This is a genomic window from Bacillus bingmayongensis (genome assembly GCF_000299035.1).
GTDB classification, from domain to species: Bacteria; Bacillota; Bacilli; order Bacillales; family Bacillaceae_G; genus Bacillus_A; species Bacillus_A bingmayongensis.
Genome location: NZ_JH921517.1, coordinates 493,085 through 511,885, shown reverse-complemented (window position 1 = coordinate 511,885; position 18,801 = coordinate 493,085). Strand labels below are relative to the sequence as shown.

15 protein-coding genes, 2 pseudogenes and 1 riboswitch are annotated in these 18,801 nt (G+C 35.2%); of the genes and pseudogenes, 7 read left to right on the top strand and 10 right to left on the bottom strand.

The genetic code is table 11. The features are described 5' to 3' along the window. Positions 1-79: 79 nt before the first annotated feature. The 3 genes from Y7E_RS0109760 (at position 80) to Y7E_RS31580 (ending at position 5,483) form a co-directional block, all read left to right on the top strand. A complete protein-coding gene (locus tag Y7E_RS0109760; protein ID WP_017151090.1) occupies positions 80-637 on the top strand; it encodes a PadR family transcriptional regulator in 558 nt (185 codons plus the stop codon). A 486-nt stretch (positions 638-1,123) separates the two neighbouring features. Beyond that, a riboswitch (cobalamin riboswitch) is annotated at positions 1,124-1,312 on the top strand. 129 nt (positions 1,313-1,441) lie between these two features. Beyond that, positions 1,442-3,730 (top strand): 5-methyltetrahydropteroyltriglutamate--homocysteine S-methyltransferase, encoded by a 2,289-nt coding sequence (gene metE, locus Y7E_RS0109755; RefSeq protein WP_017151089.1) that lies wholly within the window; start codon positions 1,442-1,444, stop codon positions 3,728-3,730. Between the two features lie 287 nt (positions 3,731-4,017). After that, positions 4,018-5,483 (top strand): IS1182 family transposase gene (locus Y7E_RS31580; RefSeq protein WP_237741363.1). Its coding sequence is split into 2 segments (ribosomal slippage): positions 4,018-4,579 and positions 4,579-5,483, totalling 1,467 coding nucleotides; the frame shifts between segments, so codons are not numbered across the junction. 21 nt (positions 5,484-5,504) lie between these two features. Here the strand turns inward: Y7E_RS31580 and comJ are convergent. Both comJ and nucA read right to left on the bottom strand, forming a co-directional pair. Beyond that, entirely contained in the window at positions 5,505-5,894 is a 390-nt protein-coding gene (gene comJ / locus Y7E_RS0109740; RefSeq protein WP_017151086.1) for a competence protein ComJ, read from the bottom strand. A 54-nt stretch (positions 5,895-5,948) separates the two neighbouring features. After that, complete coding sequence (gene nucA / locus Y7E_RS0109735) at positions 5,949-6,383, bottom strand: DNA-entry nuclease (RefSeq protein ID WP_017151085.1); 435 nt, start codon at positions 6,381-6,383, stop codon at positions 5,949-5,951. 241 nt (positions 6,384-6,624) lie between these two features. Here nucA and Y7E_RS0109730 point away from each other — a divergent pair, with 241 nt between their 5' ends. Then, complete coding sequence (locus Y7E_RS0109730; RefSeq protein ID WP_017151084.1) at positions 6,625-7,368, top strand: DUF3967 domain-containing protein; 744 nt, start codon at positions 6,625-6,627, stop codon at positions 7,366-7,368. 298 nt (positions 7,369-7,666) lie between these two features. Here the strand turns inward: Y7E_RS0109730 and Y7E_RS0109725 are convergent, their stop codons facing one another. Beyond that, the gene (locus Y7E_RS0109725; RefSeq protein WP_017151083.1) at positions 7,667-8,941 is read right to left on the bottom strand and encodes a sensor histidine kinase; all 1,275 of its coding nucleotides are present in this window, start codon (positions 8,939-8,941) and stop codon (positions 7,667-7,669) included. A 309-nt stretch (positions 8,942-9,250) separates the two neighbouring features. On the opposite strand from Y7E_RS0109725, the gene Y7E_RS0109720 reads away from it, so the two are divergent. Both Y7E_RS0109720 and Y7E_RS0109715 read left to right on the top strand, forming a co-directional pair. Next, the gene (locus tag Y7E_RS0109720) at positions 9,251-9,451 is read left to right on the top strand and encodes a hypothetical protein (RefSeq protein WP_017151082.1); all 201 of its coding nucleotides are present in this window, start codon (positions 9,251-9,253) and stop codon (positions 9,449-9,451) included. A 100-nt stretch (positions 9,452-9,551) separates the two neighbouring features. After that, positions 9,552-10,715: an aminotransferase A gene (locus Y7E_RS0109715; RefSeq protein WP_017151081.1), complete on the top strand. Its 1,164-nt coding sequence runs from the start codon at positions 9,552-9,554 to the stop codon at positions 10,713-10,715. A gap of 13 nt (positions 10,716-10,728) precedes the next feature. Here the strand turns inward: Y7E_RS0109715 and malR are convergent, their stop codons facing one another. From malR to Y7E_RS0109695, 4 genes are all read right to left on the bottom strand, one after another. Further along, positions 10,729-11,751, bottom strand: a complete 1,023-nt coding sequence (malR, locus tag Y7E_RS0109710; protein WP_017151080.1) for a maltose operon transcriptional repressor MalR — start codon at positions 11,749-11,751, stop codon at positions 10,729-10,731. 276 nt (positions 11,752-12,027) lie between these two features. Then, positions 12,028-12,870, bottom strand: a complete 843-nt coding sequence (gene malD, locus Y7E_RS0109705; RefSeq protein ID WP_017151079.1) for a maltosaccharide ABC transporter permease MalD — start codon at positions 12,868-12,870, stop codon at positions 12,028-12,030. Next, positions 12,871-14,172, bottom strand: coding sequence for a carbohydrate ABC transporter permease (locus tag Y7E_RS0109700; protein ID WP_017151078.1), 1,302 nt, complete (start codon positions 14,170-14,172; stop codon positions 12,871-12,873). It abuts the gene before it with no gap. 77 nt (positions 14,173-14,249) lie between these two features. Beyond that, a complete protein-coding gene (locus tag Y7E_RS0109695) occupies positions 14,250-15,509 on the bottom strand; it encodes a sugar ABC transporter substrate-binding protein (protein ID WP_017151077.1) in 1,260 nt (419 codons plus the stop codon). Positions 15,510-15,827: 318 nt separating this feature from the next. Between Y7E_RS0109695 and Y7E_RS0109690 the strand changes: the two genes are divergently transcribed. Then, positions 15,828-17,588, top strand: a complete 1,761-nt coding sequence (locus Y7E_RS0109690) for an alpha-glycosidase (protein ID WP_017151076.1) — start codon at positions 15,828-15,830, stop codon at positions 17,586-17,588. A gap of 225 nt (positions 17,589-17,813) precedes the next feature. Here Y7E_RS0109690 and Y7E_RS0109685 read toward each other — a convergent pair whose 3' ends face one another. The 3 genes and pseudogenes from Y7E_RS0109685 to Y7E_RS29455 all read right to left on the bottom strand — a co-directional run. Next, complete coding sequence (locus tag Y7E_RS0109685; RefSeq protein WP_026049161.1) at positions 17,814-18,080, bottom strand: DUF4176 domain-containing protein; 267 nt, start codon at positions 18,078-18,080, stop codon at positions 17,814-17,816. 41 nt (positions 18,081-18,121) lie between these two features. Then, a pseudogene (locus Y7E_RS34865) lies at positions 18,122-18,445 on the bottom strand (hypothetical protein); the annotation flags it as partial. A gap of 101 nt (positions 18,446-18,546) precedes the next feature. After that, a pseudogene (locus Y7E_RS29455) lies at positions 18,547-18,700 on the bottom strand (IS3-like element ISBt2 family transposase); the annotation flags it as partial. Positions 18,701-18,801: the final 101 nt, after the last annotated feature.

Genomic DNA, 18,801 nt, shown 5'->3' with positions numbered 1-18,801 from the left:
GAAACGGTATATCTCTTTATCGAAAGAGATATACCGTTTATAATATGTATAAAGTTTATATTACAGGAGTTGAGACAGCGTGAGTATGAAACTAGTCATTCTCGGCTTACTACTCGAAGGAGATAAACATCCATATGAAGTGCAACATACAATAAAAGAGCGACAAATGGATTGTTATATTAAATATGCAAAAGGTTCCCTCTACTACGCTTTTGAACAATTAGAAAAGCAAGAGGCAATTGCGGTTACAAGTGTAGTACGAGATACAAATCGACCAGATAAGACTATTTTCCATATAACTGAAACTGGAAAAAATCTTTTCCAGACTCTTTTATTGAAGCAATTTGAAGCTAAAAATCAAATATATAAACCAATCTATTCGGCTCTTTCCTTTGCTCATTTTGGTGATGAGAAAGCTATTATTCCTATTTTGGAAAAAAAAAGAGATGACACAATTCAATATTTACATACGATGCAATCGATATACGACCATAGTAAAGCAACCATCCCCCGTGCACAACTGTATATTTTAAAAAGCGTTATTGAACATATCACCGTTGAATTACGTTGGTTAAACGAACTACATAAGGATGCAAGTGCTGGATGTCTTTCCGAAATCGGAATGGATATACAGTGAAACTTCTATGCTTGGACGCTTCCTTCCCACTGCCCGTAAGAATTCTCATTAATCAAGTTCTTACGAGCAGTTTTTCTCTATTTTTGTTCTTATCCTCTTTCTAATAAAGTGAAACTTTATTCAGTGGGGGGTTTTCTTCATCCCCCACCGATTATTAGCCCTCACCAATCGGGCTTTTACGGGCAGCCCGTCCCCTACCTAACTTCTTTACTCTTTGTGAATTTTGAAGTGGGGGTCTTACTGCCCGCGAATAGCGGGATAAATACTTGCGATCAATAACCATTTGTCTTCTTGTTTTCTTTTAACACTCACATTTTCTCTTTGTTCTTGCATGTAAGTTAATCATGAAAAATACCATTCTTAATAATTTTATTTTTTTGAATAATAAGAATTAAAAACTTGCAAATATTCTTATTTCAAAACAGTAGACAAAATTTAAAAAATTGTGTTAAAATTTGTTTCAATATCATATTTGCTTGTTAAATTCCTTTCAAAAGGAAAATAGGTATACGAAATTTCCTATTTCGTGTTTAAAAGGGAAGTTTGGTGAAAATCCAACGCGGTCCCGCCACTGTATGTGCAGAGACTTCTTTCCTATACCACTGTGAAAACGGGAAGGTGAAAGAAATCACATGAAGCATTAGCCAGGAGACCTGCCTATTTTAACAACACTGATAGACTCACGGATGATGATTAGGTGTTATGAACGAGGAGAGAGGGCTATTTTCTGTACCTTTTTACTTTTCGTTACATGCATTTCCGAGTAAACGGAAATGCTTACTTTCAATTAGGGAGGAAATTTAAATGGCAATTCAAACAAGTAATTTAGGGTATCCACGAATTGGATTACACCGAGAATGGAAAAAATCACTGGAAGCTTTTTGGGCAAATAAAATTAATGAAGAGCAATTTTTAACAAACATGAAAGAAATTCGTCTTCAGCATGTGAAGGCACAACAAGAAAAAGGAATTGACTTAATTCCTATTGGCGATTTTACATATTATGATCATGTACTAGATACTGCTTACATGCTCGGCTTTATTCCATCACGTTTTTCTGAGTTTTCTTCTTATCTTGATGTCTATTTTGCGATGGCACGTGGCTCCAAAGATCACGTCGCTTCCGAAATGACGAAGTGGTTTAATACAAATTATCATTATATTGTTCCTGAATACGAAGAAGGATTAACAATCTCTTTAAAAGACAATCGTCCACTTCGTTTATATGAAGAAGCAAAACAAGAATTAGGTGTCGATGGAAAACCTGTTATATTAGGGCCTTATACATTCTTAAAATTAGCAAAAGGATATAAAGAAGATCAATTTGCAACAATCCTACAACAACTAGTTGCACCTTATGTACAACTATTAACTGAATTACATGAAGCTGGCGCACGCTTCGTACAAATTGATGAACCAATCTTTGCATCTTTAACAAAAGCAGAAATTGCAGAAGCTAAAGAACTTTATGAAACAATTCATAAAGAAGTACCACATGTATCTCTAATTCTACAAACTTATTTTGATAGTGTAGAAGAAAACTATGAAGAGTTTATTACATTTCCTGTATCCGGCATTGGATTGGACTTTGTTCACGGTAAAGAAGGCAATGTAAAAGCTATTTTAGAGCACGGTTTCCCAACAGACAAAATTTTAGCTGTCGGTTGTATAGATGGCCGTAACATTTGGAGAGCTGATCTTGATGAGGTTCTTTCTTTATTTAAAACATTACAAGACCGTGTTACACCGAAAGATTGGATTGTTCAACCTTCTTGTAGTTTACTACACACTCCAATTGACAAAACTGAAGAAACACATTTAGCAAAAGAACTATTTGATGCTCTTGCATTTGCAAACCAAAAATTAGAAGAACTTACGCTAATTAAACGTGCACTTTCTGAAGGTGTAGAAAGTGTTAGTACGGAATTAGCTACTTATCGCACTGCTCATGAAGCTATACGTTCTTCAGCTGCACGTAATCGTGAAGATGTGAAAGCAGCACGGGCAACTCTTAAAGAAGAAGACTTTTCTCGTCCTCTTCCATTCGAACAACGTTATGCACTGCAACAAGAAGCATTACAATTACCGCTACTTCCAACAACGACAATCGGTAGCTTCCCACAAACTACTGAAGTTCGTCAAACGCGTAAACAATGGCGAAGCGGTGATATCACAAACGAACAATATGAACAATTTATCGAAAAAGAAACTGAGAAATGGATTCGCCATCAAGAAAATATTGGTCTTGATGTACTTGTACATGGTGAATTTGAAAGAACAGATATGGTGGAATACTTTGGTGAACGACTTGCTGGTTTCTCTTTCACTAAGAATGGTTGGGTACAATCGTACGGTTCCCGTTGTGTAAAACCACCTGTAATCTATGGGGATGTTGCCTTTATTAATGGGATGACAATTAAAGAAACTGCATATGCACAGAGCCTTACAGATAAAATTGTAAAAGGTATGTTAACAGGTCCTGTGACAATTCTAAACTGGTCATTCGTTCGAAATGATATTTCACGAAAAGAAGTTTCTTATCAAATTGCATTGGCACTTCGCCATGAGATCGAATTACTTGAATCTTCCGGTATCCGTGTTATTCAAGTCGATGAACCGGCGCTTCGAGAAGGGATGCCACTAAAAGAAAAAGATTGGGACGCATATATTACATGGGCTGTTCAGTCATTCCTTTTAGCAACTTCTTCTGTAGCGAATGAAACACAAATTCATACACATATGTGCTACAGCAACTTTGAAGATATTGTTGATGCGATTCGTGCATTAGATGCTGATGTTATTTCTATCGAAACATCAAGAAGCCATGGTGAATTCATTCATACACTAGAACATACAACATATGAAAAAGGAATTGGTTTAGGAGTTTATGATATTCATAGTCCTCGTGTTCCAAGCAAAGATGAAATGTATACAATTGTAGAACAATCCTTAAAAGTATGTGATCCAAAATACTTCTGGATTAACCCGGATTGTGGTTTAAAAACAAGAAAAACAGAAGAAGTTATACCTGCTTTAGAGCACATGGTCCAAGCTGCTAAAGAGGCTCGCTCTCTTCTAAAAACAAAGGCTTAATTAAAATAGGGTGTCCTTCCAAAGGATATCCTATTTTCCATCTATATATCTTTCAACTAGCTTTCTTCTCATTTTGCACAGGTGATGCCATATAGAAATGATAAAAGACCCAAGCGGCATTTACGAGCAGTTAATACGGGATAAAAATAAAATGAAAGCCAAAATAAAAAGCCACATTGGTGGCTTTTTCCAGGCTGTGGAGAAAGTTTGCTCCACAGCCTATTTTTGTGTCTGAACCCTTTTTTATCTGTCAACAATGATAAAAAGAGGAAAAGGAGCGATTTATTATGATGGATGCATTGAAAAATCATCGCGATGAGCGTGTATCAGTTTCTGTTGAAGAGTTAGTTCCACAAGATCATTTTCTTCGTGCAATTGAAGCGACTATTAATTTTGATTTTATCGAGGAAAAGTTACGTCCTTATTATTGTGAAAACAATGGTCGCCCTTCTATTCATCCTATCGTCTTATTCAAAATGATGTTTATTGGCTATTTTTATGGTATTCGATCTGAACGTCAATTAGAAAAAGAGATTAAAACTAATATTGCGTATCGTTGGTTTTTAGGGTTTTCTTTATCGGATTCAGTACCAGACCACTCCACAATCAGTTGGAACCGTCGTACTCGTTTTATTCATACAAATATTTTTGAAGAAATCTTTAATGAAATTGTACGTCAAGCGATGGAACATCGTATGGTGGGTGGGCGCGCATTGATGACAGATTCAACTCATGTGAAAGCAAACGCAAATAAAAATAAATTTGTACACAAAGTAAAAAAAGAGCGCCCTAAATTATATATGGAAGAATTAGAAGCGGCAGTTATAAAAGATAGGGAAAAACACGGAAAAAAGAATTAAAACCAAGAAAGGAACGTGATACCCCAATCAAAAAAACACGTGTAAGTACAACAGATCCAGATAGTGGCTTTTTAATGCGAGATGGAAAACCGAACGGTTTTCATTTCTTAGATCATCGTACAACGGATGCGAAATATAATGTGATTACAGATACATTTATTACGGCTGGAAATGTAGCGGATTCCGAGCCGTATTTAGAGCGACTTCAAGCACAAGTTGATAAGTTTGGATTTCAAATAGAAGCAGTGGCACTTGATGCTGGCTACTTTACAGGTTATATCTGCAAAAAATTATCGGAACAGAATATATTTATGGTGATGGGGTATCGCCGGTTTGGAAAAAGAAATAAAGACGTACCAAAAAGCCAATTTAAATACGAAAAAGAAACAGATGTATTTGCCTGTCCAATGGGATGTATTTTAGAATATGCGACAACCGATCGAGAAGGATATCGCCAATATAAGTCTAATCCAACAGATTGCGCAGTTTGTCCGTTGCGTAACAAATGTTTCTCAGAGAAACAAAAACAGAAGGTCATTACACATCACATTTGGGAAGAGTATAAAGATATTGCACGAAAAAACAAATTAACAAGTACAGGTAAAAAACTATATAAGGTACGCTGTTCTACTATTGAACGAAGCTTCGCGGATGCCAAAGAGCTACATGGCTATCGATACGCTCGGTTCCGGGGGCTGAAGTCTGTCCAAATGCAGGCTTATCTCACCGCAGCTTGCCAAAACATGAAAAAAATAGCCCTTCACCTGACCAAAAAGGGTCAGGTGAAGGGCTATTTTTCTAGCTTCTATCACTTTTTATTGTTTTCATTCACTAAAATATTAAAAAAATTCCAGAGTGTCGGAAACCCTAAAGGGTTTCCCAACACTCTGTAAAAAGCCACATTGGTGGCTTTTTCATTTTTTCTCTTCAAAAAACAGTTCATACCGGACTCTGTACAGCCCATCATCTGTCGGTTCTTCAAGCGGGGTTGCTTGCATCACTAACACATATTCACCTTGCGGAATAGGAATATGTAATTTACTTGAAAGAATGCTGCTTATAAAAACACCCTCATTGCCTACCGTAAACGGTGTTAATATCGTTCCTATTGTATCTTCTTTCTCAGTGTGCTTCCCAACCGTTGCTTTGATTTCACACGTATAATCAGAAATCGCCTCAAAAATAATTACACCTTCTGCTTCGGCATAGCCTCTCTCAAAATCTTCATTCGTCCAGTCTACATAAGGCTGTTCCCCATCATAATTCATTACGATTAATTGTGAATAGGAAATTGTTAATTCCACAAGCACCATCCCCTTCTACTATTGACTTTAAGCAGATTTCCTTATGTTCACCTACTACTTCACCACAAATTTCACACGTGTACCATTTGGATACTTATCTAACTTATTCCCAACCCATGAACCTGCACCTCTATTATCGGCTGGGCTAATATATTCAATATGTGCCCCTTTTCCACCCTCTTTACACATTGCCATTGGCCATTCATCACGATCATACCCTTTTTTTGCTGGATATGGAGCTAGAGACAACTTTCTTCTATCAGCTGCACCACTTCGATCAATCGTACACACTTTAGAATGTCCTTCTTTCATCGCATCTGCAATATGTTTCCCTGTTTCAGGATAACGTTCTTTTGGAAATTCTAGAACTTGATCATATGTAACTTCTTTCTTGCTCTTTGGTTCTGCTGGTGTAAATGCTTCATAAACAGCAACCAAAATAGAAAGAATCGCAATAATCGAAATAATAATGCCTTTTAATTGTTTCATATATGTACCTCCGCTTTTGACCCAATTTCTTTTCCTAGGCTATTATTATAACAAACTTCCTTGATATATGTTTTCAGACATTATTTTATCCCTTCCTCTTCCTTACGCCAAAAACATTCATTTTCATGCAATTTTTCGCTAATCATGTAGAAAACTTCTAGGCTTCCGACATTCTTTTTTAAAGGAAGTCCAAATAAAAGATGGAATTTGTATATACGATACTTTTTGGGGAGGAAATGTTATGGAGGCGACATATAAAACGAAGGATGTTACAAATAAAACAGGAATCCCGAAACACATAGTTCGAAAATATAGTCAACTTTTAGAAGAACATGGTTATATGATTGCAAAAACCGCTGACGCTCGTATATATAAAATGGATGATTTGAAACTTTTAAAATCAATTCATGAACGAGCAGCCACACTGCAAGAAGATATTACAGAAACAATCCCGATCATTTTAAGAGAAAGAGAGAATCCACCTGTACCAATTTTAAAACAACATCAAGAAGCACACCCGAAAGAAGAGGGCCGAAACTTTGAAGAATTTATGTTAAAACTTGAGATGCTCGCACAATTAAATGAAGCAATTATTCATCAAAACTCAACCCTAATTACACAAAACCGCTTAAAAGATGAAAAACTAGATGAATTAATGCAACAAGTCTATGTAAAAGAAGGAACACAGGAAGAAATGCTGCAAGAGCTTATTAATCACGCTGCTCAAACAGATGCCCTGCAAAAAGAAAAAATGGACTTATTGATGAATCATATGTATAAGCGTGAATCAAAACAAGAAGAAAAAATGAACAAGCTTGTCAATCACGTTTACAATAAAGACAACAATCGAGATGCACAGCTTATGCAAGTCATTCGTGAAATTCAAGAAACAAAACGACTAATCGCTGCCTCAAGGGACCAAAGTTTATTTCAATCATTTAAAAACTTATTTGTTCGAGTCAAACCAGAAAAAACAAATGAATAAAGTAAAACCTTCATCGTTAACTTTCCATCAGCCAAGGTAGAAGCTTTACAATCCTTTCATTTTCACGTATATAAATCTATTTTAGTTTCTCGACATATAAGTCGCTCACGCAAAGAAGAAAAGGTAACCGCTACTTGTTTTCTCTTTCCGTTTTTACTTGGCATGGGGCAGAAAAAGGCTCTGACCGCTTCTATGCATGGCTGGATCCTCTCTCCCAACTAAAAAGAAGGGGTTTATGCCGTTTTATTAACTTGAATTTATATAGATAAATAAAAAAGTTACCTTCTATCGGTAACTTTTATTCCTTATTTCTAATTGCTGGTAATGTAATAATTGCTTCTGTTCCTTTTCCACTCTCACTTTTATATTCCAGCGTACCATTATGTGCTTGTAAAATACTAAAGGTAACCATTAGCCCTAGACCTGTTCCTTTTTCTTTTAATGAATAATACGGTTGTCCAAGCCTTGCTAACTGTTCTTTCGTCATTCCAACACCACTATCTTTTACTCGTACTATAATCACATCATCTTTTTGAATGGCGGTTACTTTTAAATACCCTTTGTTTTCTTGAATCGCTTCAATTCCATTTTTAACGATATTCATAATTGCTTGCTTTAACTTTGTCTTATCGCCAATCGTATAAAGGTTCTCAGAAATTTCCACTTGTAAATAAACACCTTGCATAGCTGCAAATGAAGACATTAAAGTAGTCATTTCTATGAGCTGTGCCGATAAACATATATGTTCTTTTTTTTCGATTTGCGGCCTAGCTAAATTTAAATAATCCGAAATAATTTGTTCGGCCCGATCAAGCTCAGCTAGTACAAGACGCATATAATCTTTATTCTTCATATCTTCTGTACTCTCTAATAGCTGAATAAAACCCCGAACAACTGTGAGGGGATTTCGCACCTCATGCGCTACACTTGCCGCTAGCTCGCTTACAATGTTTAGCTTTTCAGACTTTTGCATTTCTGTACGTAACAATGCATTTTCATTTAAATACTCTGTTAAATACACTTGAAATACCATTGTCATAACCATAATAAGCGAAGCAAATATGTATCCACTATATAAATGTGACATAGGCGGTGTAAAACCAACTCCTAGCAAAACACCAAACATATTAAACACTATGCAGACAAACACGTATATAGATGAAATCATGAACGACAAAATGAGTTTCTTATCCCTTGGAAAAACGGACCACTTTTTTGATAACAATAACGGAATGATTGCAAGAAATAAAACTTCTATTACCCGAAACCAAGTTAAACCATTCAAAAACCATTCGTATATAATAAAAATACATACTGGAATGATACCTGCAATCCCACCATACAAAAAAGCACTAATAATTGGGATTTGATGAAAATTATAATCACAAACATCGCCAAAACAAATTGGATACATCATAGAGAGAACAAGCGTAATACTAGATAAAAACATAATAAAGTAGCGATTGGGCTTTGGAAGCATATCTTGATAACGGTTTAGACGAATCGCTTCATATAAAAACAGTGGCAAAATAATGATAGCAACTTGTATCATTAAGTCACGGATTAGCTCCATAGCCTCTCATCCCCTATATGTATTTTGATATGATTATATCATTTTACAGTCACTTTTGTTTTAAAATTTAGATTTTTCTTAACATATTTGTAAATCATTTGTGAATAAACGTTAAGAAATGTTACAACTTTCCGAAATGATTGTAAACCCTGTACCAAATTATCACAATGCAGGATACAATGAATACGGATTACAAATAAAATATAAAACGGTCCAGTAAACGGACAACTTTAACAACATACAGCATATAATCCATACTATCTATGTTTACAAATAAGTGACTATTATTTTAGTAGGAGGAAGATAAATATGGCAGGAACTACGCTTGTTTTAAAAGAAGAAAATTTGGTTGTTCTCGAAAATGTGGATAAATCAGTATACGAAGAATTGCAAGACAAAACTGGTGAAGAACATTGCACATGCGCTGTGAATGAATCTGTTATGTATCTCGGAAAAGTATCTTCGGTGCTTTGGAATGAAGATGAAATAGATTGGGAATACGGTTATTAAAAAAGTCGCTTTAAGCGGCTTTTTTTATGCACAGCAAAGCGAGATGATTAAAAATATGGTAAAATGAAATTAATTTTCAAGCGGAAGAAAGGGAGACAAAATGGAACAATTCATTAATCCTAGAGTGAAGGATATTCAAATTTCTGGTATTCGTCAGTTCTCTAATATGATTCAAAATTATGACAATCTCATTTCTTTAACAATTGGACAACCTGATTTTCCAACACCTTCTTTAGTAAAAGAAGCTGCAAAACAGGCGATTACAGAAAACTATACGAGCTATACACATAATGCTGGCCTATTAGAGTTACGCAAGGCAGCTTGTCATTTTCTAAAGGAAAATTACGGTTTACACTATTCACCTGAAAACGAAACCATCGTTACAATCGGCGCTAGTGAAGCAATCGATGTAACGTTTCGTACCATTTTAGAACCAGGAACAGAAGTCATTTTACCAGCTCCTATTTATCCTGGTTATGAGCCTATTATTAGGTTATGTGGCGCAACACCTATTTTTGTAGACGTGCGTGAAACTGGATTTCGTCTAACAGCAGAAGCCATTCAAAATGCAATTACAGATCAAACAAGGTGCATCGTTTTACCTTATCCTTCTAATCCAACTGGTGTAACACTTTCAAAAGAAGAACTAACAGACATTGTAGCTGTTTTAAAAGATAAAAATATTTTCGTTCTTTCTGATGAAATTTATAGTGAACTTGTATATGAAGATAGTCATATGTCCATTGCTCATTTTCCAGAAATGCGTGATAAAACAATCGTTATTAATGGGTTGTCAAAATCCCATTCAATGACAGGCTGGCGCATCGGTCTTTTATTTGCCCCAAGCTATTTAGCTGAGCATATTTTGAAAGTTCATCAATACAACGTTACATGTGCAACTTCAATCGCACAATACGCTGCAATCGAAGCGTTAACAGCGGCAAAAGATGCGCCGAAAATGATGCGTCATCAATATAAAAAACGCCGTGATTACGTATACAACAGACTGATTGAAATGGGCTTAACTGTTGAGAAACCAACTGGCGCCTTTTATTTATTCCCATACGTTGGAAATTTTACATCTTCATCATTTGATTTTGCCATTGATCTTGTCAAAGAAGTTAGACTCGCTGTTGTTCCGGGAACAGCATTTTCAGAGTATGGCGAAGGGTATATCCGCCTTTCATACGCTTATAGTATGGAAACACTGAAAGAAGGCTGCGATCGTTTAGAAAAATTTTTAAAACAAAAAGCTAAGAGATAACACTCTTAGCTTTTTACGCATAATGATCACAAGTTTGACGCTTTAGTAATTTGTGCGGAATAATAATGCATTTTGAAGTGGACTCGGAATGCTCCACCTTGTCAACTAACGCTTTTGCCGCTTCATATCCTAATTGATAAATATTCACATCAACCGTTGTGAGCGGTGGACTTGCAATTTCAGATAATAAAGCATTATTAAAGCTTACGATAGAAACATCTTTTGGTACGGCAAATCCTTTTTTCGCAAGCGCACTTAATACCCCAAGACCAATTAAATCATCTGTCGCCATAATTGCCGTTGGTGGTTTTTCAAGCCCCATTAATTCTTCTACAGCCTGCTGACCACTCTCTCTTGAAAAATCAAAATGTAAAATATATTCATCTGGTAACACAATATCAGCTAATTTTAAAGCATCGCTCATTCCTGCTAAACGGTCTTTTGTCACAAGTAAATCAGAACCTCCACCAATAAACGCAATTTGTTTATGGCCTAATGAAATGAAATATTCCGCTACTTCCCTGGCAGCTGTATAGTTATCATTATCTACATATGTAATTTCATCTTTTCTTTCGTACGGCTTTCCAATCAAAACAAACGGGAAATTTTGCTCATGTAAATATTGAATAATACGATCGTTTTCACGTGAATAGAGAAGAATAATTCCGCCGATTTGACGCCCTTGTACCATCTTCACAACACCATTAAAAATCTCCTCTTCTGTTTCACCAGTTGACATATACAGCGCATAACCTTCGACATGCGCAAACGAGCTAATCCCTCGAATTACTTCCGGGAAGAATGGGTTTTGAAATGCTTTATTTGCGGAACTCGGCATAACAAGACCGATTGTTTTTGTTGTTTGATTCGCAAGGCTTCTCGCATTTAAATTCGGATGATATCCTAGCTCGTTCATCACTTTACGAACACGACGCTTTGTTTTTTCACTTATACTTGGATTATCAGCAATTACACGAGAAACTGTAGATGGTGCAACATTTGCCTTTTTTGCTACATCTTTAATTGTAACTGTCATTAAATCTCCTCCTCTCTTCTTATTCTTCATTCATATCTATTTTTATTCTGTATTCCACAGATATTAGGAGAAAACGAAAGCTACCATTACTTTATTTCATTTCTCAAAAAAAATTATATTAATGTAAACTAATATTCTCCCTCTTCATGTATTGTAAGGGATACAAGCTTATTTTCCTATACTATAATATACTATTTTTTTCACATCTTTCCCCTTACGATGTCATATGAATCGAAATTCCCCTAAAAAAGAGAAATGGGACATAATGTCCCATTTTCATCCTTTCGTACCTCCAGCTGTTAAACCAGAAATAAAGTATTTTTGCAATGATAAGAACAAAATTGAAATCGGTATGGCAATTAATACAGAACCCGCTGCAAATGTTGTAAATTCATTACCAAATTTCTTCGCTACCATTTCATATAATCCAACCGCTAGCGTATAGTTTTCGGGTGTGCGTAAAATGATACTCGCTAAAATAAAGTCTGTAAATGGGCCGATAAAGGTAAATAAAGCTACAACCGCCACAATTGGTTTTGCAAGTGGCATAATAATTTGCCAAAAAATACGGAAGTGTCCTGCCCCATCCATCCGGGCTGACTCGTCTAGTTCTTTTGGAATCGTATCAAAATACCCTTTCATAAGCCACGTATTCATTGGAATTGCTCCACCGACATAAATTAAAATTAACGCTAGGTGTGTATCAATTAAGCCAGTTAGCTGTGCTAATATATAAAGTGCGATTAATGCTGAAAAATTCGGTATCATTTGTAGAATTAGAAACGTTAATAATCCATTTTTTCTTCCTACGAAACGATATCTTGAAAATGCATAAGCAGTAAAGCTAATTGATAGTACTGAGAAAATCATCGTTAACACACTAACTTTTAGCGTATTTTTGTACCAGAGTAAATAATTACTTTTATCAAGATCGAGTAACTCACGATAATGATCTAACGTTGCATTTTTCGGAATAATACTCGATCCTGATAAACTATCTCCTGGATTAAATGAAGAACCAACAATCCATAATAATGGATAGAAAATAATGATACACATTATGAAAATTACGAAATAACTTAATGAAAGACGTAGCATTTTCTGTCGTTTTATATTCATTTACATCATATCCTCTTCTTGGAATGATTTTGTTCTTTTAAATTGCCATAACGCCACTGAAATAACGATTAACGATAAAATCATCGTAAGTGCCGCTGCTTTTCCGTATTGCGCTGATGTCATTGTTAATTTATAGATCCAGGAAATTAAAATATCTGTTCCACCTGCATTTTGTCCTGAAACAGCAGGTCCTCCACTATTAAATAGATAAATAATACTGAAATTATTAAAGTTAAACGTATATTGTGTAATTAAGATTGGTGCTGTTGCATATAGAACGAGCGGCAGTGTAATTTTACGAAATTGTTGCCATGCCGTTGCACCATCTACTGTAGCTGCTTCATACAATTCTCCTGGAATCGATTGCAATATACCTGTTGTCATCGCAAAAATAAATGGGAAACCAAGCCATATTTGAATGAAAATCAAAGCAATTTTTGCCCAAAATGGATCTGTCATCCAAGCAATTTTTTCGATTCCGAATATAGCTAATACTTGATTGTTAATTGCTCCGAACGATTCATTAAACATCCCAGCAAAAACAAGAATAGATACAAACGCCGGAACAGCCCACGGTAAAATAAAGATTGTACGAATCACTGCCTTTCCTTTAATACCTGGCTGATTCACTAATATTGCTAAGAAAATACCAAGTGCTACTTGGAGTGTCGTTGCAACAAATGTCCAAATAACCGTCCAAGAAAGTACGCTTAAAAATGTATCTCTCCACATTGGTAAAGTGAAAATATCAATAAAGTTTTTGAAACTAACCCACTCTACTAATTTCGCTGGTGGAGAATGATATAAATCATAGTTTGTAAACCCAATTAAAAATACGAAAATAATCGGAAACACAACTACAAAAATCAATAACAGAAATCCTGGAGAGACCATCAAATATGGAAAACCTTGATCTAATAAATTACGGTATTGTTCTTTCACAGAATTTAACGGTATTCCTACATCACGCTTTTTCCCATTTTGATAGGCATCATATAAATTAAAAGCATATATTCCTAATCCAAATGCTATAACAATTAATGCTAAAATCCCTTCTACTAATAGAAAGATAGAATGATCCCGAGGCACTTCTGTACCGAGCGTAACAATTCCCCACAAGCCCATATTTAACAAATCCGCAAATGCTACAACAAATGAGCCTGTTAATACGAGAAAGATAAGAGCTTTTACATATTGTTTATTATATATTTGACCAACACCTGGAATAATTGACAACATCGCAGCTGTTTTTCGGTGTTTTGAACCATTCACTTCTTGCGTGGGTTCAATGGATGTTTGCATATTTCTTCCCCCTTTTTTCTTCCCCTTGGAAGGAGGAGAATTCGTGTCTCTCTTTTACGAGAGACACGAATTCCATCTTATTTTTTCTTACTATGGTTCGCTTCAATATTTCCTTTAATTTGTTTCACAGCTTCATCGAGTGCTGCTTTCGGTTCTTGTTTTCCGGCTGCAAGTAACTCTAATGCAAATCTTGCTGGCTCCCATACTTCTTGCATTTCGGGAATATTCGGCATCGGAATACCTGTCTCAGCCTGTGTAGTTATCGCTTTTGCAGCTTCACTGTCTTTAATCATTGGATCTTCCATTAACGATTTTACAGGAGGAATTTCTTTTGATTTTTCATAACGAATTTTTGCATTTTCTTCATTTGTTACCCAATCAACAAATTTCGTTGCTAAATCTTTATTTTTTGAAAAGCTTGTTACATGCCATCCTTTTACACCAACAAAAGTTTTCATCGGTTGGCCATTTGGTAATTTTGGCATTGGTGCTACACCGTAATCGATTCCGTTTTTTTCCATAGCTTGAAATGCCCATGGACCATTCATGATAGACGCCGCTTTTCCTTCATTAAATAAGCCATCAGCTGCCGCTCCCCCTGATTCACCAATAATACCTTTAGGGAATAACTTTTCCTTGTACCATTTTTGAATGTATTCCATACCTTTTACGGCACCATCACTATTTAACCCGATATCCGCTGTATTTGGTTTTCCATCTTTCTCACCAAATACATATCCTCCCATACCAGCCATAAATGCATTCGCAAAATACAAATTATCTCCTAATGCTAAAAAGCCATACTTCCCATCTTTCGTGAAATCTTTCGAAAAATTATATAATTCATCCATTGTTTCTGGTGCCTTTGGCATAAGCTTTTTATTATAAATAAATACAGGTGTTTCAATGGCCTTTGGCAAACCATATAATTTTCCTTTATATGTTTGGGCTTCTATAGATAAATCGGTAAATTTGTTCTTTACAGTATCATCAACTTTTACTTCATCAATTAAACCTTCAGTAACCACATTTCCAATATGATCATGCGGTAATGTTACAACATCAGGACCTGTACCTGCTGGACCATCGAGACGTAGTTTTTTTGTTTGATCCGTCATTTGAATTTCAGCCACTTTTACTTTCACGTTATATTTCTTTTCAAAGCTCTTTACTGCTGGTTCTAATGCAGGACCTTTTTTAAGATCTTCCCAAACAAGAAGATCATAATCTCTCTTTTCCTTACTTACTTCCTTTTTCCCTGAATCTTTCGGACCACATGCCGATAACATACCAATTGCCAAAGCTGAAACAGTTAATAATGATAATGCTTTCTTCACCCTCAAAACCTCCCCAAGTTATATATGTAATGATTAATCTAAAATGAAAACGTTTGCACTAAATAGTTTAATAGAAGCGCAAACAACCTTTCAATCTATGAAAACGTTTGCGCTATTTGTCTATCATTATACATTCTTTTATATATTTTGCAAATATTTTCTTTCTGTACTTTTCAAAAAAATTATGACATTATTCTTTCTATCCATTGACTTTATATAAAATGAATACTACCCTTATAAGCAATATTAAATTTATATCAAAAGCAATCGTTTGCAATATATTTTTATTTATAGAGATATCAAAGGGGGATTTTCTATATGTTTAAAGAAGCAATATACCATAGGCCGAAAGATAATTACGCATACGCTTATGATGAAAAAACGCTTCATATTCGATTACGTACTAAAAAAAACGATGTAGATATCGTCTCACTCATTCATGGCGATCCTTATGAATGGCAAGATGGGAAATGGAGCACAACAAACATACCGATGAAAAAAAGCGGCTCAACAGATTTATTCGATTATTGGTTCGTTGCAATTGAGCCAAAATTTAAGCGCTTACGATATGGATTTGAACTAAAAAATAATACAGAAATGATCATCTATACAGAACGCGGGTTTTTCCCTAAAACACCTCATGATGATGTTGGCAACTTTTTTTGTTTTCCATTTATTCATGAACAGGATGTTTTTAAAGCTCCTTCATGGGTAAAAGATACAGTATGGTATCAAATTTTTCCAGAACGCTTTGCTAATGGAGATACTGCATGCAATCCAGTAAATACACTCCCATGGGGAAGTACTGATCCGACAGCTACTAACTTTTTCGGTGGAAATTTTGCTGGGGTCATCCAGCACCTTGATTACCTTGTAAAACTCGGCATTTCTGGGGTTTACTTCACTCCCATCTTTTCAGCACACTCTAATCATAAATATGACACAATTGACTACATGGAAATTGATCCGCAATTTGGGACGAAGGAAACTTTCAAAAAACTTGTTAACGCCTGCCATGAGCGCGGTATAAAAGTCATGCTAGATGCCGTTTTTAATCATAGTGGATACTTTTTTGATAAATTTCAAGATGTTCTTAAAAATGGCGCGCAATCACTATATAAGGAATGGTTTCATATTCATGAATTTCCGGTAGCAACAGAGCCACTTCCTAACTACGATACCTTTGCCTTTACACCATATATGCCAAAATTAAATACATCCCATCCAGATGTAAAAGAATACTTACTAAAAGTAGGACTTTATTGGGTACGAGAGTTTCATATTGATGGCTGGCGCCTTGATGTAGCAAACGAAGTCGATCATAGCTTTTGGAGAGAATTTCGTAGTGAAATAAAAGCAATTAATCCCGATGTCTATATTTTAGGAGAAATTTGGCATGATGCTCTGCCATGGTTACAAGGTGATCAATTTGATGCCGTCATGAGCTATCCTGTTACCAATGCCATGCATTCTTATTTTGCAAACGAAACAATTAGGGCAAGTGAATTTATGGAACAAATTACAGCTTCTCTTCACTCCTATTCCATGAACGTAAACGAAGCTGCTTTTCACCTATTAGATAGTCATGATACACCCCGAATTTTAACAACCTGTAATGGAAATAAAGATAAAGTGAAATTACTCTATGTATTTCACCTTTCTTTCATCGGTTCACCATGCATTTATTATGGTGATGAAATCGGTATGGATGGCGGAATGGATCCTGAGTGCCGAAAATGTATGATTTGGGATGAGGATAAGCAAGATAAAGCATTGTTTAAGCATATACAAACATTAATTTCATTACGGAAACAATACAAAGCATTTGGTGGCCATGGAACATTTCAATTTATTGAAGCAAATGACGAACAGGGTTATATTTCTTATACGAAGACATATGGAGAAGAAACAATTTTCATTGTTTTAAATCCAACAAATCATCAAATCTCAGCTCCTATACCTTTTGATATCGCAAGCAAAAAAATTGTAAATTTATATACACACGAAGAATTTTCTGCAGAGACAGACTCATTACAGGTTACACTTCCACCATATGGATTTTCAATCTTGAAATGGTAAAATATAAAGTGCAACTTTAATCAGTGGGGGTTCTTCATCCCTCACTGATTATTAGTTTTCACCAATCAGGCTTTTACAGACAGACAACCCATCCCCTACCTAACTTCTTTACTTTCGCTGTATAGATGCTACCTTGATCTGAATGAAGATTGATACAAATCACTAGTATACTTAAATGCATAGAAAAAGCTGCCCAAACAAGCAGCTTTCTAAAGGGAATATTTCTTATTTTACTTTAGACAATATATTTTGTTGAAAAGCTCTTTCTTCTTGATCTGTATATCCAACTGATACGACTTCTTGAATATCGTCATGGTTAAATAAATAAGTGAAATCTGGATTAATATAGACTTCTGGATAAGGACATCCAATATAGTCAAATTTTCTTACATCATCTGTTTCCACTTGTTGTTTACGTCCGAAAATCATGAGTTTCTTTGTACCTTCTTTTAAGGTTACGATAGAACCTATAGGGAGAAGATGTGAATTTATTGTATTTTTCCTTTCCTTATTAATTTAGTATTTGTTTTACATTAAGAATTAAAGGAATCTAACTTGTTTTGTTGCTTTTTTAGACCAAAATAAAAATAAAGATGTACGCCACATACACCAAACACAACAGCCAGTAAAGAAAAGACTAAAATTAAGAGGATTGCTAAAGCGTTTTGCGATAATGAACCTATACATATCTGTCCAATAATATATCCCAGTCCTGAAAAATACACAATTGGAGAAATTTTTATGTTGTCTATTTCCTCATTGTTTAATCGTCTTAAAAAACTTGTTATTCCAAGAGAAATTAGTTTGTAAATTGTAAAAATATAAAGTAAAAAAGTAACAATGAAGAACAGTGGTGTTGTTTTTATTCATTTGTACCTCAATAACAAATCCTGTAGTTAGACAAATGCTGAAGTATTCTACAAGTTGTTTGTCACAAAATGTTTCGTCTTCTTTTATTATGAGTCTGATTTATATAATACCATTTCATGAATGTTTTGACTTACATTTTTAATGCCTAACCTCTCCCTAATCGTTCGGTTGAAATAACCCTCTTTTTTCATTTCAACTACTTTCCACTTCACTTCTTCAGGATAATGAACTCTTTTCTTCAAATGAACAACACCCCTTTAATTCGTATGTTTAGTATGCGAATTAAAGGGGTGTTTTGTTCATGTCCCACTAATTGGTTTTACTTTATTTCCATCTCAAAGCT